This window comes from Caballeronia sp. LZ008 (assembly GCF_031451435.1).
GTDB lineage: Bacteria > Pseudomonadota > Gammaproteobacteria > Burkholderiales > Burkholderiaceae > Caballeronia > Caballeronia zhejiangensis.
The window spans coordinates 1,118,510-1,133,048 of sequence record NZ_JARUXK010000003.1 but is presented as its reverse complement, the minus strand read 5'-3'; the positions used below and the strand labels follow the sequence as shown (position 1 = coordinate 1,133,048).

Below are 14,539 nucleotides of genomic sequence, written 5' to 3'. Positions count from 1 at the left end.
TCTATCCTCCTTGACTGAAGGCGGAGCCGCGCGACATTCGCGGTGCCGCCACTCAAAGGAGAGGCGCATGCGTCGCTTACTCATACTTGTGGTGTCCCTTCTTTTAAGCACCGCTTCGCTTCATTCAAGTGCTGGTGCCGACAAAGACGGGGACCGGATGCGACACGAAGATCACCGCGTTCTCAAGGTGTTCGATGCGCAAGGGAAGCTTATTGGACGCCTGGCTTCTTACGGCGGCTACGACGGTGTCTTCCTGTCCATCGACGGCGCGCTGGTCTTCGCTAGGATCACCCGCCTGAACAGCAATTTCCACTCATACGACTCGGCTAAATTCCAGTGGTCGGACTCTTTCCTGCTTCGCTATCCCACTCCTGCGTGCAGCGGCTCGCCGGTCATTCCTGTCGACACCGGTCCGCGACCCTCCGTCGCCGTTAGAAAAGGCGCTGAGGTCACACTGCTGATTGCGGGCGATACTGACTCGGTAGGCTTTCAAATCGTAGCAGTCCTCGAAGGTACGAACTGCCACCCTCCCTCAGGCGGCGGACACTATCAGCCGCCCCCGGCGCCCGTGCCCGGATTCGCCGCCGAGACCAGCTATCCCTTAACGGCGCATTATCCCGAGCCGCTCACCATAAGCTATTGATTGTTCGAGATCGGTAGAGGAGGCGCGTCATGTATCGAATTCTTCTTGTCCTGCTTGCCCTTTTTGCGAGCACAACATTTGCCGACGAACGAGAGCAGAGGCGCCATCATGCCAATGACGAGCTGCGCCTGCCGGTGGTCTATGACGCGCAGGGCAAGGCGGTTGGCCCTCTTGAGGTTTACTCCGGGGTCAACGGCGTTTTCCTGAACATAGGGGGCAGGGCTGTTTTTGTGGCAATCGATCACAAGCGCGTGGGTGTCCTTCAATACACAACCTCAGAATACGAGTGGGTTGGTGCTGGCTTCGTTCCGTACATGTCGCACGACTGCAGCGGAAGCATGGCCGTCGCCGACGCTGGCAGTCCCGCACCGGCGATGCCGGTCAGAGAAGGTGCCGATGTGACCGTCTACATCGCAGCTACGGAGCCGTCCGGCGGCGTGCAAGTTTGGTCCTACAAGACAGTAAACGCGCTCACAGGCGTGGCGACCTGCACAAGCGTACCGTTCGATGCGGGCGGCAACAGTTGGCCCATCAAAAGCACCTACCCGCTTACTCAGCACTTTCCTGAGCCGCTGCGCGTCTCGCATTAATTAGCCTTTGAGGCGTCTCGACGGAGGGCAACATGAAGCCATCCTTGATTGGAGCACTGCTGTTGAGCGTTGTAATGACGGCGGTGGCCGATGAGTCTGTGCGTCACCTGCGGCACCATCCCGTGCGCGTGTTCGATGCGAATGGGCATGTTGTCGGCGATCTCACGATCTTCGGGGCGCTGAACGGTGTAGCCTTCACCGTGGGAAACGCGACCACGGTCGTGCCCATCGAGCGTGTGCAAGATGCGAGTCGTCGTTTCTCAGCGACCGACTTTCGGTGGGTAGCGGCCGTCGGTGTCTCCTTCGCGTCCTCCGATTGCAGTGGAGATCCGATTCTTGACTTAACGAATGGGCCCCACGCCACCTTTGCCCTGAGGCGGGGCAACGTTGTTACGCTGTACTTTGCCGCCGATGGTGCGCAGCGAGTCTTCACGGCAAATTCGTTTCTCGACACCACCACGGGATGCGAGCAACGACCAGGCTTCGGCGTGGAGGGTTGGGCCGTGGGAGCAACCCGTGTTATCAGTGACGACCATCCGGAACCGCTGAGAGTCGGCTACTGATATAACGATGATCGTTGCCTAACCGCATGAGCGCCTAATGCCCATTCCGTATGGCGACTCATCGGAGTCACTCGGCCGATTAAGCGGCTGAAACGGGTCGAATTCTCGGCAGAGTCGCAGCGATTTGAGCGTCGAACATGCTTGTTCCGAATTGGAAGTTCGACAAGGTTCGCTCCCCCCGTCAGCAGACGGGCGGGCGGCAGAGGTTGGCTGCCCCGAATGGTGCGAGCCGCTTCCGAAGTTTGGCCAGTTCATGCCCGTCTGCCCGCGTTGGAGCAATTCCGGAGAGAGCTGACGTCGCGAACCGCATCGTTGGCTCAGCCCAACTCTGAACGATTGGCGCCTTCGGCCATAACCAGCCGTTCGGTGGACTAGCAAATCTGTCATCCTAACGCCTGCAGTACTCTGGAACCTGACCGACGGGCTGCGGGGTAGTACGGGCACGTACATCTCAGACGAGCTACATGATGCCGACGAACGGCGCGATTAGACTATTCCAACGATAACCCCCCACAATCGCGCTGGTGCAGCGCCGACCATCTGGGCGCGATTCGGAAGGTCCGGGATAGAAAGTCGGTGTTCTGCATGTCGATGCGGAACGTCCTCAAGTAGCCAGCATATAGACGCAAAAGCCCAGACACCGTGCGGCGTGAACAATGCCCGCGGCAGCGGGCCAAGTTTTTGACGGTGGCCTAGTAGCTCCTTCTATGCACTCTAACGGCCTCGCGGCGGGTGCTTCACGTTCTTGAGGGGACTCCCATCTCTATCAGTCTTCCTCCTGCCACAGCATTCCCACTTTCTTCCATTTTGGCAACTTGTCGTCCGGGCGCAGTTTCACGAGTGTAGTGGGCAGCGTGAAGCTCCACGGCTCGCCAACCGGGACTTCGTTGCCTGGCGCACCTTGGGACTGCTTTACCTCTTGAACAATTGGAAGATACAAACTGCTGTGAATATCGACCGGGTCGCCACCCGACCATAGCTCGCCCGTTTCCGCGTAGTGAATCACGGCCTCCTCGAACCCGGGACGCACCGGAAAAACAACCCGCGCCGCACCCGCGCGGAGATACTGCCCGAAGAGAGGATCGACATCATCCAGCAGTGCACGATCGGCCCAGTGTTTCTTTAACCCCCAGAAATAGGGGTAAAAGAAATACATCATGCGTTCCCATTCAAACGCCTGCTCGAAAAAGCGTAGGTATGAACCTTGCACGTCAGCCGCTGCAATATTGACTTGCGGATATTTCTCCGGAACACTTAGATTCACGGCCCCGAAGGCGTCGTAAAACTGCGCAGTCAGGATCGAAATGCACGTCTTCTTAAGTTCCGATGCAATGAAATCAGCGTTAAAGCTCGGATTTCGGCCGCTGATCGTTACGCCCTCTGTGGCTTTAGCGGCCGCGAGCGCGCGTTCGTAGTCCGCCATTCTCGCGATGTATGCCTGCGTGATGGCTGCGTGCATCTTCTGCTGCCAGACCTGCATAGCGCGATCGGTGCGCTGGCACAAAATCTCGAGGTTTACGGCATACGCGAAAACCTTCTTACCTTCAAAAGAAACCGCAACCGATCCCGTGCGTTCCTGCATATCGACCTCATGATAGGCGATGGACTCGATGTCCAGCGTCGAACTTCCAAGCACCATCCGAAAGTAAGCGACCTCCGCCGCGGGAGTAGTGCGCTGCCGACCAACGTAGGCCGTGAGGGCCTTGTAGCCATCGTCGATGAGAATCGTCTCGGATTTGCTCATGTAGTCCGCGCTTGGGCCCGGCGCGCCATCCCACGCCTTGGCCAACATCTTGTAAAGAGCGGGCGGAGGTTCCATTCCCGTCGCGCCGTATTCGCGGGCGGAGTCAAGATACGTTGTTTCGTCGATGTCATCAGCCGAGAGAGTGAACTCCTTGGGTTTCTCGATCTTTGCGCCTTCGGCTTTTTCGCGGTCCGTTAGATAGATGTAGAACGACGCCGGCTCCGGAACAACGACGTCAAACATGAGACGTTTTCCGTAGTCGTAGACCTGTGCTTCCATCAGCTTGTCTACCCATTGGTACACGCCGCTGATGTGCCCGTTGCCTGCCGTGTTGTCGAAGCCGTGTCCGACCTTCTCTTCGAATTCGGAGATCGTCGTGATGCTGCGCTGCTCCCGCACTTTCTCCGTCAACTTGCTGACCGAGCGGTTCACAATGTCCTTGCCGAACTCTGAGGACTGCTTTGTAGAACTCTCCTCTGAGGTGCCTGAGGCGATGTCCATCGTGGCCTTCACTTCTACCATGGGTCCATAGCGCGCATCAACAGCAAGCCCCGCTTTCATCTCGAAGTCGCTCTTGATCGTGTCGGACGTTTCCCGCTTGAGCGAGAAGCGCTCCGTGCTCTGGGTGTCGCGTTCTTCTTCTTTTGTCGTCTCGGTCTCGGTGACGAAAGTCGTCTCACTGCGCTCTAGGCGACGCGTCTCGCGCGACATCTTCTCGGTCTTCAGCACGTTTTCGATGTGTGCCACGTCACCGGGCACATACGCCTTGGTGTGCTGCCTGACGACGAGAAGTTCGCCGATGCCGACCGGAGAAACCTGTCCCGATCCAGTGGGCATCCGCCCGCGCGGCGCGCCGCCAATCGCAAGGCCGTCTGCGAGAAAATGCTTGCCCAGCGCATGCACTTTTTTCGCGGTGGTTTTCATAAGACCGCGCTTCGTCCTTAACATCGCCGCTTTCTTTTGCTCGAGCCGGACGGTCATGGCCGGGAGGCCATCCCGACGCACGTCGATATCGAAAGTGGCAAGCGCTTGCGAAACGCCGACCGGCATGCGTCCAATCGCGTTTGTGTTCAGCCGGAACCCACCGAGGCTATGCGCAGCGGAGGCGCCGCCGCTTTCCGGGAGAACGCTGATCTCGTCGTGTTTTGGCGGTCCTTGATTCGGCGGCGGCACGATTGGCAACAGATCAGCCGGCCGCATTTCGGCTAGGTGTGACAGCGCGTCGTCGATTTGCCTCAGTTGAATATCGAGCTTCTCCAATGCGCCGGTGTCCTCGTCGGCTTCGACAGACGCTTCCGTCATCGGCGACGCGGCCTGACTTGGCGGCGCTACGGCATCGTAAAGCATAGGCAGCCAGTGGAGCGCATCATCGGTGTTCGCACTGCGCTCGATGAGCGTATACGCGCGACGCGCAGCGATGAGTTCTGCGGCGTCCGCGCCATGACCGGAGGACGTGATCTTCATCGCGAGTAGAGAGTCACCGAGACGCGCCAAGTCGTCCTTGAACTCGTCGCTCACGACAGTTTCGGAGGCTGACTTGCCAAGAACGGCTTCCACGGTTTCGCGCACCTTAGCGCCGGACACCGGCGGCGGGCCCAGCTTCCCCATCACCGCTAGCACGCGTTCGCCAAGTCGGAGCGCCTGAACGGAGGCAACGAAGCGTTCACTGTTTCGTACTGCAGCGCCGATTCGAGCGAGAGACAGATGGACTTCACCGTGGCTGAGCCGCTTCGCCTCATTAGAGAACGCGAGCTTGTCGGTTTCGGTGTCGGCGGCGGGTTTCGCCGCGCGCATCATCAGGAATCTAAACAAGTCGTTCATTGCGGTGTATATCGTTGTCTTCTCGTCGAAGTGAGGCGCGACTCATTGGGCGAACGCGTAGCCGAAGCGAGGGCCAAAGCTCGTGGCGGATTGCACCGCCGAGCGCGCGAAGTTCATGATTTGTGGCACGTTTGCCGAGATCATCGCGACAAGTGCGGCGGCGTTCACCGCTATGAAGTCAAGTGCAGCGCCCGCCCCGAGTTGCGTAAGCGCGGCAGTCGCCGCACCGGCGACGAGCGGTGCCAGGTAGATAGCGAGGACTACGACTGCGACGGCCGTCGTTGCCAGCGCCACGTAGCCGAGTAACTGTTTCAGATCATCGTTGTTGTCTTGCCAGTAGCGTGACATTTCGGGCGTCGGTAAGAGTTCGAGCCGCTGATAGCGACGCTGCTGCTGCTTTGCCCAATCGCGAAACCGCCTCAGCACCTCCTGCGGAACGCCTTGTGGTTGGCTCGCTTCGTGATAGCTGTAAAGAATCAGACCGCGCGCTGGCGCGGTTTCGGGTTCGGGGGCTGCGAACCCGCCGAGGATCGGACGATAGCGATAGGTCGGGCCGAAGCAGATCCAGCGGAAGCGTTGCGGCACAGTCACTTCGCGCGTGACGTCATTAAAAATCGGCACGATCGCCAACGGCAACGGAATTACCCACGGCGACCCGCTCGCATTGAAGAATTCCGGGAGCATTGAGCTGACTCCTGTCCTCGCCTCGGCCAATTCGCGCTCAAGCAGCTTCTTAATCGGGCCGCGCAGGAGCGCCAGCTTCGGCTGAATGTCTTCGATGATCGTCGCCTCTGCTTCGTCGACGGTGGTCACTTCGATCAGCTCGGCGACGATTGCGCGATGAATTGGGTCCAGTGCGATGCCGAGGCCGTCGGCACGAACGCTGCGTCCTTCAATCAACCCGGAGGCAGGTGTGCCTTCGCGAATTCGCATGCGGTTGCGCTGACTCTTCGAATAATAGTTTCGGAAGTCGGACTTGATGATTTTCAAAGCCATGTCGATGGCGGTCCGGCCCATACCCACGCTAACCTTGCCGACGAGATCCCATTCGGTGAACACCTCTCCCGCAGGATAGACGCTCCGGAACCAGGCCCGATACAGCCCCAGTGCATATAACTGGGCAATCTCAGGAACCGACGAACCCCGCGGCACCGCTCGCGCGCCAGTGCCGCAGACCCAGTCGATCACGTGAATGTCATCCGCCATAGCCATGTCCGGTTGATGTGTCGCGAAACGGAAGCGCAATTCTTGCGGCCAAAACAAAAATCCGTTGCAGACATTCAAACCGACATCCTGGCTCCGCCAATTCGCTGCTTGCCACGCAATCGGTTTTACCATCGGCGTCCGCATTGAGGACGTGCCGGTCTTGATCATCTTCCGCCATGGACGCACGGTCAGGTCCAGTGCCATGAAGTTCGTCGGTTCCAGGCTTTTACCGCACCGTCTAGCTTCGCGTCGCCCGTTAGAACTACGTCGGCTGCCCCGATTTCGAGCGTGCCGAAAGCCACGCTGAGTCGCTAATCGTCACAAAATACCGCGATCGTCCTTCACGAATTGCTTCTTTCGGCCGCCAGCGGAGCGCTTTTTGGCGTCGGCGTCCTGCCCGCGCGGAGTATATATCCGTAAGGCTTGCGCAACGAAGTTGTAGACGAAGTCGCGGCCGCATTCAAGTAAGAGCGATGATTTCAACGCGTCGGCGCGGGCGGGTGCGGCAGCCGTTTGGCTGGAAGGCCTTCCGACAGCAAGATGCACGGTGCCAGAAATGGCTGGATACGTCGGCTTACGTGCGTCGAGACTGCGCCATGCCTGCACCAACGTCGTGAGCGCTTAGCAAAATTACGGCCATCTTGCTATGCAGCCTACAACTAACTACAGTGAAATGGTCCGGAGCTCCGGTCAGAGATTGTTTAGTGATAGACGTACGCGCTTGACGACGCGTGTTCACGTGCGGTCCAGTGACAGGATTCGGGTTATGAAGTGTCATATTCTGCTCAGAACCAAGGCAATGTTGCTCGCCGTTCCGGTGCTGCTTGCTGGCTGCGCGATCCCCGAGTCGAATGGCAGCAGCGTTTCGGTTGGCACCCCCAAGGGCGCCCCAACTGCCGCTCAGTCCCGAGGCCTTTCGCCGGCTCAGTCGCGCAGCGTTCGCGAAAGCGCGTCCTTGCCCGCACTTCGAGGTCCGCAGGACGTTCCTTCCTTCGTAGCGGCGGCAAGCGTCGCACCGGTTTCAAAGCGCGAAGTGGTACGCAGCGCGATTCAGGCGTCAAAGAACAATGAGGCGATTGCCAGCGAGCTCATCACGGAATTCAACCGTGCACGGAAGGTGGATTTTTCACAAGCGCTTGTCGTGCTATCGCTGATTGGCGAGCAGCGGAGTTCCACCGGCACAAAGTTTCTCATCGAATTTCTCCATCAGCCATTGCCGCTCGACGGACAAGAGACGAGCGAGCTAGGGCTATCGCCTGAAGCGGAAGCGATGGAACGTTTGCAAGTGAAAGCGGCGAACGGACTGCCCTATGCGCGTACCGCAGGCGCACTTCAGGCGACGCTAGAAGTCGTCGCCGAGCATCCGTTGAAGCCCGTACGGGTCGAAGCCGCATCGAGTTATCTCTGGAACGCGGGAAACACCGACAAGGCACGCCGCAGGCTGTCACAATATTTGCGTGAAGACGAGCGCCTGCTCGTCCATCGGCCTGTGCGCGTTGACGGCATGAGCCCGAACGAGTTCAACCGCCAACTCGCTGTGTACGCCGAACGGTATCCGGAACTCAAGGCACCCGAACCAACCCGTGCGCATCGAGCTATCGAAGGTGAGCATACGTTTGACGAGCCGCAGATCTCGCCGCCGACCGATCGTTCGAACTCCGACTCGAAGAGGCAACAGTGAAGCCACGAACTAAGGGTGTCGTCTGCGCGTTCATGCTGATTCTGTCGCTCCCGCTACCCGGTACGGCGCAGGCGCTTTGCAACCAAAGGGACGCAAGTCAGGCCGACAAGGATCTGTGGGCTGACCATCAATGTTGGGACGCCTTCTATCTCTGGCAGTATCAAGCCTATGACATGAACAGCGACGACTGGGCAAACCGTGGTTGGAACGACGCATGCAACGTCAATCTAGAGTATCCCAAGCACTGGAATGCAGCCTATCTCGTTACCTACGGGCTCGCGGACAATAACGATCAGTCTTTTCATGGAACAGTTGATTACCGTGCGACAGCCGAGGCGCGGTCAAGCAACTTCCACGATCACCTCAAGCACGTACCAACCGACGATACCTCGATTTTTGGCTCATATGACAACGGCACGGTTGCAACGTCGTGCCTTCTCTATAACTCAAGCTCGGCGAACGCCAATCCTGCATCACGTGCAGGGGACTTCATGCATGAGGGCTGGCACGCCTACTTTCAGAAATACAATTGGGACAACGGCAGCGTCGGCGGTCATCGAGCGGGGCCACAAGGTGCCTGTACCGCAAAAGGCTGCGACTATTTCTACTTCCACGGGATCGGCCAGTACGCGTTCGGCGCAATGTGGCAAAACGACGGCACCGCCAATCGCTTCCACTCGCCCAATCAGGTTCAAGTCGAGTTCCTATGCGATATCGCTGACCAACCACAAACCTGGGTGCCGAACTCGGTCCGTATCGCGGCGGAAAATGATGCAAATACTCGCGCGGCTGAGCGCTTCATCAATGGGCCGGGTTATCGTTGCGGCGATCCTCGACCATGGTGACCGCGATGCAACGCCAGACTGTTCGTCGCCCCACGCAATTGGAACCCCGTTCCAGCGAAAGGAAGCGAGATCCCCAATGACCAATGCCGACGGCGCTCGCAGATGCCACGACGGATCGAGGACGTCTGGCTGGTACGTCAGAACCGCGCTGCAGGATTACGCGAGCGATATCGGCGCCAACGCAGCCGGCGGCTGCCTACAAGTCGCCAACGCATTTGTTTACACGCATTCCCAATTCTGGCGTCCCTAGATCAATCAGCGCATCCGCGACCCTGGTTGCGACATTGTGCTGAATAACTTAACCGGCGGTGACGTGCACGGCGACGGGTCCAGCCGTTGCCCGGTGACCGTTGGTAAATCGCGTGGGGCGAGCGAGACAAGGGCATGGATGCGGGTGCTAAAGTGCCTATATTAGACTCGACGCTACAAAGCTGAACCTCACGTTCGAAAGCCACGGCATCCTGCTGGGCATTCCGGTCTCAGAGGGCCGAACGCTTGCGCGTGGCATGAAGGAGCGCGGTACCAAGGCCAGCGGGAGGAGTTCGCGTACGATGAACCGACAGCAAGCCCGCGCTCGTGCGCGGTGACCAGTAGCATCGTGAGCGGTGCGCCGTCGTCTTTCGCGCCGCCTCATCCCGCATGACGTTCCGATAGGACCGAGAAGGAAGCACGTGCGAGCCAATTGGAGCAATGGTTGGTGCCCGTTATGGCTAATCAAGAGCAGTGCGGGTCTACGGCTCCCGGTTCGGAGGAGGTCGTGCAGCCGTTGCGGAAGGTCGCGATTCATAACGGTGGATCGTTCGCGTGCGAGAGGCTCGAGTTGGCTGGTCAGGCGGGCGACTTCGATGTCGCCGACTGTAAGCTGTCTTGCGACGTAGCTTCCACACTGTTGAATCCCTGAGCGTCCGCAGGCAGTTCCGTTCAGCAGGCAGGTGCTTCCGATGCACCTCGTGGTCCCCAGGAACACGGGCACGGCCATCACACGTTTCAGCAGGATTGTTCACGCGTTTGGCTTCGCGGAGCGCTTTGAGGCTCGCCTTGACAGGCAAAGAAAGATGAAGAAGCAGACGACCGACACGCTGGGCACCAGCCAAACAGGCATCGACGTATCGGTACGTCGAGCTGTGCGGCCGGCTTCAGCTTAGCCATCGACCTGGTGGCTCAGTATCGGCTGGGCACGAGGCCCTTGCCGCGATGCCGCGTGCATCCTTCATTGGATGAAAGTCGGCTGTTCTGCCGCCTCAATTCGTATTGTTACAATAAACTTCACGATTGAATTTTCTGAATTTCGCTTTGAAATAACGGCTTCTATTGTTTCATTTTGCAATGAACGGGCAGTCCCGCGCGAACAGCGCATTGTTTTAATCGCGGCTGGATGTTATACATTCGCATAGTCACACGTTGGCCGAGCACGAGCCGCCCGACGTTAATGCCAACTCTTCCGACTGAAGAGCTTCGGCGGTGACCTTCATGCGTGGACGGGTTGTGACCGGTGGCGCGCTGGAGAAAATTCCGCACCACGGGGATGGGGCCTGAAAAAGCGGAGGCGCTGGCGAAGCTAGAGGCGCGGGACCCGAAACAGTCTGGCGGAGTCGGTCAAGCGATGACCGATGGAAGGGGCACCTGCGCTAAAGTCAGGGGCCCCGGTATTGCCTTTCTACTCTCAAATAAACACGTGTTCACTTGAGGATTTTCTTTTGTGAGCATGTATTTCCTTTTCTCGAAGACGATATGCTTACCTGAGAATATGCTCAATCGTTTGGAGCATGTGTTTGCGGAAGCATACCTTCTTCTCTCGTGTATCAAGCGCTTGAGGGCCGCTGCGCGGCTGGCAGCCAGGGAAGTGATTATCGGGCGGCGGCATCTTGTGCCGAGAAATTATTGAGAACTCGCTCTGCGCTAACTGAATGTTGCTCCGACGGAGGGTGTATGGGACCCGTAAGTTTACGCATCCCGCAACCAGGGATGCTGTTGTCGGAAGCAGCAAACTGTGCTGAGCGTTGTCGATGGACCTAACTGGAGTAGGTTATAGCATGACGTTGCTTCCTGGTCAGCGGTGGCCGACGCCATTCCATCAAGGCCCTGCGCAGTGTTTTCGACGGGTGCGTTCGAGAACAAACGACACCGCCCCAAACACGCTGACTCGAATCGGCCGTCTTGTCATTCGACAGGCACCGGGGCGGATGTCTGACCACCGTCACGGATGCTTTCGCGGCGTCGCGCGCTGCCTGCCAGCCGAGGTGCGAATCGCTCGCCCTGGACCTGGGACTCAGTATCCTGTTCGCCACAGATCAGGGTGACCTGATCGGCCAGCAGTGGCGCTGGAAGCTCGAACATTACGATCGACGCATAACGAAGCTTGCTCAGTAGCCTCAGATGCGCGGTCTCAGATCAGTTCGACATACACGGCACCGCAAGTAGGTCGCCGGGATGCGCTGTTGACTGGAGAGCGAAGTTGGCTGTTGCCTGAACCGGCTTGTCGCCGCGTGGGCGCCGGCCGGACTCGTGATCGAGCGGCTGCACTCCCGGGCACCGGGCCCGAGAAGCCGGCTCAAAAAGCTGCTCTCGAACATGATCCACGGCACATTCGAAGCGGAACACAAGAACCTCGGAGAGCACTTCGGCTTCACATGCACAACAGCTTACGGCAGCGGTCCGACGCCGAACGCAAGCGGTGTTGACTTGCGTGAGTTGGAGGCGCGACCTTCAGCCCGCAGTGCGTTAGCTTGTCTTTGCTCGCAGGGAGGTAGGCGCTGGCGGACATGCTCCAGCTTTCCCCGCGCGAGGTTAATCGAAGCGTCCTTGTTGATGAGGATTCGTACGTAATCCTTGATTATTCATCGCAACGTCGTCGCGAACGTAATCCTCTGCAGCCGAGATGAGCCAACGCTCGAAAGTCGATATTAGCGAAGAGTTTTGTTTGTGCTCCGGATAAACGAGGTAGTAACCCTTGTCGTTCGGCAAGCTCAAATCACACGGCCTTACAAGCTCTCCGGACCTCAGTTCATGAGCGATGAGAAACCTTGGGATCAACGCAACGCCAAGCCCCGCCTTGGCTGCCTCTACGAGCATCGAGAACAGCTCGTATCGCTGTCCTTTCATACTGTCAACGTCATGCACGCCTGCTTGCGCGAGCCACTGACGCCATGCGTCCGGACGGGCAGATTGATGAAGCAGGGTGAACTCCGCTGCTTCGCGTGCAGACAAGTTTTCTTTGCCCTCCAGCAGCCGTGGGCTGCACACTGCCGTAATTTCTTCTCCAAACAGATATCTGGTTACCGACCCTGGCCAGACCGGATCGCCAAAATGGATAGCCGCATCAAACGGCGTGTCCTTGAAGAGAAACGGAGCCGCTCGGGTGGTCAAGTTGATTACGACGTTTTCGTGCTTCGCATAGAACTCTGGTAGCCGGGGGATCAGCCACCTCGTAGCAAAGGTAGGTATCACAGCTAGCTCAAGTATTCCCCCCGCACTACGGTGCGCCATGGTCGCAAGCGTGTCACGTTCGATCCGCTCAAGGTTCTCTCTAACTCTTTTCGCGTAGAGTTCGCCGGCCTCTGTGAGACTTATCCGCCTCTTGAATCGGTTGAACATCGGGGTCCCAAGGTACTCCTCCAAAGCGGCGACCTGTCGACCGACCGCACTCTGTGTCAACGAAAGCTCTTCAGCGCTTCTGGTGAAGCTCAAATGTCGCGCAGCAGCCTCAAACGCAATGAGGGCGTCTGTACTCGGAATCTTGCGTCTCACACATCCTTCCTGTTGCGCACAATGTTGCGCGTTTATATCGTTTGCTCAACCTTAATGGCGTCGTGAAAATCAATCATGCTCACCCGACGGAAAATTCGGGATCGAACATGAAACCTTCACTTCTCAATAAAGACATGAATCCTTCAATCGATGACGCCGAGTTCACTCGGCAAGCTGATTTTCATCCGCGGCGCTCGGCATCTGAAATCGTCATTGCACAGAAACGGTTCTCTTCATATTCGAAGCTCCTTGAGGGACCTGTTTCAACTATTGCGGGCAACGTCCCGGAGCGTGCCGACGCAACTTCTGTTGCGATCCTAGGCTACAACTGACTGTCTACAGGGAGGTTCTAATGCATCGCATTGTGATCGTAGGGGGCGGAGCGGGCGGGTTGGAACTCGCCACTCGGCTCGGAAATCGCCTCGGAAGGTCCAAGCGAGCCCATGTGACGCTTGTCGACAAAGCCGCCACGCATGTTTGGAAACCGCTCCTGCATGAAGTCGCCGTCGGTAGCCTTGACACCAACGTTCATCAAATATCTTACGCAGCACATTCTCATTGGAATCACTTCGCTTTCGTTCAGGGAGAACTAACGGGTCTTGACCGAAGCACGAAGCAGTTGAAAGTTGGTCCAATTATCGAAACGGAGGGCATCGAAGTGTTGCCGAGCCGCAGCATCGAGTACGACACGCTGGTGCTCGCACTAGGTAGCCGCACACACTTCTTCGGTGTGCCCGGGGCGGAGGAGCACGCGATTACCCTCGATAGCCTGCAGCAAGCGGAGCGGCTGCGCAAGCGGCTACTCCAAGCGTGCCTAAGAAAGACAGCGCAAAGCTGGACCGGCGAAAGTCCAGTCGTTGACATTGCGATCATTGGCGCTGGCGCTACGGGTGTTGAACTGGCAGCCGAATTGCGCCGGATGGAAAGCACCTTCAAACACTTCGGGATTCTCACAAAAGGTCCGGGGGCAATATTGCGGATCAACCTTCTTGAAGCCGGTCCGCGGGTTCTACCAGCGCTTCCACAGCGAGTGTCGGATTCGACACATACCGTGTTGGAAAGCATGGGCGTGTCAGTCCTTGTCTCGAAAGCGGTTACTGGGGTACACGCAACGAAGATCGAGCTTGCCGATGGGCAGACGCTAACCAGCGACGTCACTATCTGGGCGGCGGGCATTAAGGCGCCAGGCGTTTTAGGATCGCTTGATGGCATCGCTGTCAATCGTATCAACCAGGTCAAAGTGTCAAGGTCGCTTCAGAGCGAAATGGACGAAAACGTTTTCGCGCTCGGCGACTGTGCGAGTTGCGCATGGACGAAGGAGAACATGGTCCCGCCGAGAGCCCAGGCCGCACATCAACAAGCTACGTTCTTGTTCAAAGCGTTGTGCGATCGGATCGACGGGCGGCCGCTCGGCATCTTTCAATACAAGGACCATGGTTCTCTCGTTTCACTGGGGTCATCGACGGTCGTTGGGAGCGTAGCTGGACTGTCCCGTGGAGGGAAGATCTTTGTGAAAGGCTACGTCGCTGAGTTCATCTATGCTGCGCTCTACCGAAAGCATTTGATGGCTGTCTCAGGTATACGCAGGGCTGCATTTGCAATTGCCGCGCATACGCTTAATCGAATGCTTTCTCCTAGAGTCAAGCTTCATTGAAAAAATCGCGCCTCGACACGCGCACGTGCTCGAGACTGTCCGCAA

The 14,539-nt window shown here is 57.9% G+C and carries 10 protein-coding genes; 7 read left to right on the top strand and 3 right to left on the bottom strand.

The annotated features are described in order from the left end of the window. Positions 1-67 precede the first annotated feature (67 nt). From QCE49_RS24125 to QCE49_RS24115, 3 genes are read left to right on the top strand one after another with little or no spacing between them, the layout of a single operon-like run. The gene (locus QCE49_RS24125) at positions 68-643 is read left to right on the top strand and encodes a hypothetical protein (RefSeq protein ID WP_250458138.1); all 576 of its coding nucleotides are present in this window, start codon (positions 68-70) and stop codon (positions 641-643) included. A 29-nt stretch (positions 644-672) separates the two neighbouring features. After that, positions 673-1,233 carry a hypothetical protein gene (locus tag QCE49_RS24120; protein ID WP_250458137.1) on the top strand — a complete coding sequence of 187 codons (561 nt, stop codon included), beginning with the start codon at positions 673-675 and terminating at the stop codon, positions 1,231-1,233. Between the two features lie 32 nt (positions 1,234-1,265). Then, entirely contained in the window at positions 1,266-1,796 is a 531-nt protein-coding gene (locus QCE49_RS24115) for a hypothetical protein (RefSeq protein ID WP_250458136.1), read from the top strand. Positions 1,797-2,562: 766 nt separating this feature from the next. Here the strand turns inward: QCE49_RS24115 and QCE49_RS24110 are convergent. Further along, positions 2,563-5,361: a hypothetical protein gene (locus tag QCE49_RS24110; protein ID WP_250458134.1), complete on the bottom strand. Its 2,799-nt coding sequence runs from the start codon at positions 5,359-5,361 to the stop codon at positions 2,563-2,565. Positions 5,362-5,403: 42 nt separating this feature from the next. After that, on the bottom strand, positions 5,404-6,771 hold the full coding sequence (locus QCE49_RS24105) for a hypothetical protein (RefSeq protein ID WP_250458132.1): 1,368 nt from the start codon (positions 6,769-6,771) through the stop codon (positions 5,404-5,406). A 562-nt stretch (positions 6,772-7,333) separates the two neighbouring features. Between QCE49_RS24105 and QCE49_RS24100 the strand changes: the two genes are divergently transcribed. Then, positions 7,334-8,248 (top strand): hypothetical protein, encoded by a 915-nt coding sequence (locus tag QCE49_RS24100; RefSeq protein WP_250458128.1) that lies wholly within the window; start codon positions 7,334-7,336, stop codon positions 8,246-8,248. A gap of 32 nt (positions 8,249-8,280) precedes the next feature. Beyond that, positions 8,281-9,093, top strand: coding sequence for a hypothetical protein (locus tag QCE49_RS24095; RefSeq protein WP_250458127.1), 813 nt, complete (start codon positions 8,281-8,283; stop codon positions 9,091-9,093). A 2,787-nt stretch (positions 9,094-11,880) separates the two neighbouring features. Here the strand turns inward: QCE49_RS24095 and QCE49_RS24090 are convergent. Further along, the gene (locus QCE49_RS24090) at positions 11,881-12,840 is read right to left on the bottom strand and encodes a LysR family transcriptional regulator (RefSeq protein WP_250458126.1); all 960 of its coding nucleotides are present in this window, start codon (positions 12,838-12,840) and stop codon (positions 11,881-11,883) included. A gap of 107 nt (positions 12,841-12,947) precedes the next feature. Between QCE49_RS24090 and QCE49_RS24085 the strand changes: the two genes are divergently transcribed. Continuing rightward, positions 12,948-13,172: a hypothetical protein gene (locus QCE49_RS24085; RefSeq protein WP_250458125.1), complete on the top strand. Its 225-nt coding sequence runs from the start codon at positions 12,948-12,950 to the stop codon at positions 13,170-13,172. A 20-nt stretch (positions 13,173-13,192) separates the two neighbouring features. Further along, on the top strand, positions 13,193-14,494 hold the full coding sequence (locus QCE49_RS24080; RefSeq protein WP_250458124.1) for an NAD(P)/FAD-dependent oxidoreductase: 1,302 nt from the start codon (positions 13,193-13,195) through the stop codon (positions 14,492-14,494). Positions 14,495-14,539 lie beyond the last annotated feature (45 nt).

What these genes read in the sequence shown, in the direction of transcription:
- QCE49_RS24125 (WP_250458138.1), top strand. Translation starts at nt 68, where the DNA reads ATGCGTCGCTTACTCATACTTGTGGTGTCCCTTCTTTTAAGCACCGCT.
- QCE49_RS24120 (WP_250458137.1), top strand. Translation starts at nt 673, where the DNA reads ATGTATCGAATTCTTCTTGTCCTGCTTGCCCTTTTTGCGAGCACAACA.
- QCE49_RS24115 (WP_250458136.1), top strand. Translation starts at nt 1,266, where the DNA reads ATGAAGCCATCCTTGATTGGAGCACTGCTGTTGAGCGTTGTAATGACG.
- QCE49_RS24110 (WP_250458134.1), bottom strand. Translation starts at nt 5,361, where the DNA reads ATGAACGACTTGTTTAGATTCCTGATGATGCGCGCGGCGAAACCCGCC.
- QCE49_RS24105 (WP_250458132.1), bottom strand. Translation starts at nt 6,771, where the DNA reads ATGGCACTGGACCTGACCGTGCGTCCATGGCGGAAGATGATCAAGACC.
- QCE49_RS24100 (WP_250458128.1), top strand. Translation starts at nt 7,334, where the DNA reads ATGAAGTGTCATATTCTGCTCAGAACCAAGGCAATGTTGCTCGCCGTT.
- QCE49_RS24095 (WP_250458127.1), top strand. Translation starts at nt 8,281, where the DNA reads ATGCTGATTCTGTCGCTCCCGCTACCCGGTACGGCGCAGGCGCTTTGC.
- QCE49_RS24085 (WP_250458125.1), top strand. Translation starts at nt 12,948, where the DNA reads ATGAAACCTTCACTTCTCAATAAAGACATGAATCCTTCAATCGATGAC.
- QCE49_RS24080 (WP_250458124.1), top strand. Translation starts at nt 13,193, where the DNA reads ATGCATCGCATTGTGATCGTAGGGGGCGGAGCGGGCGGGTTGGAACTC.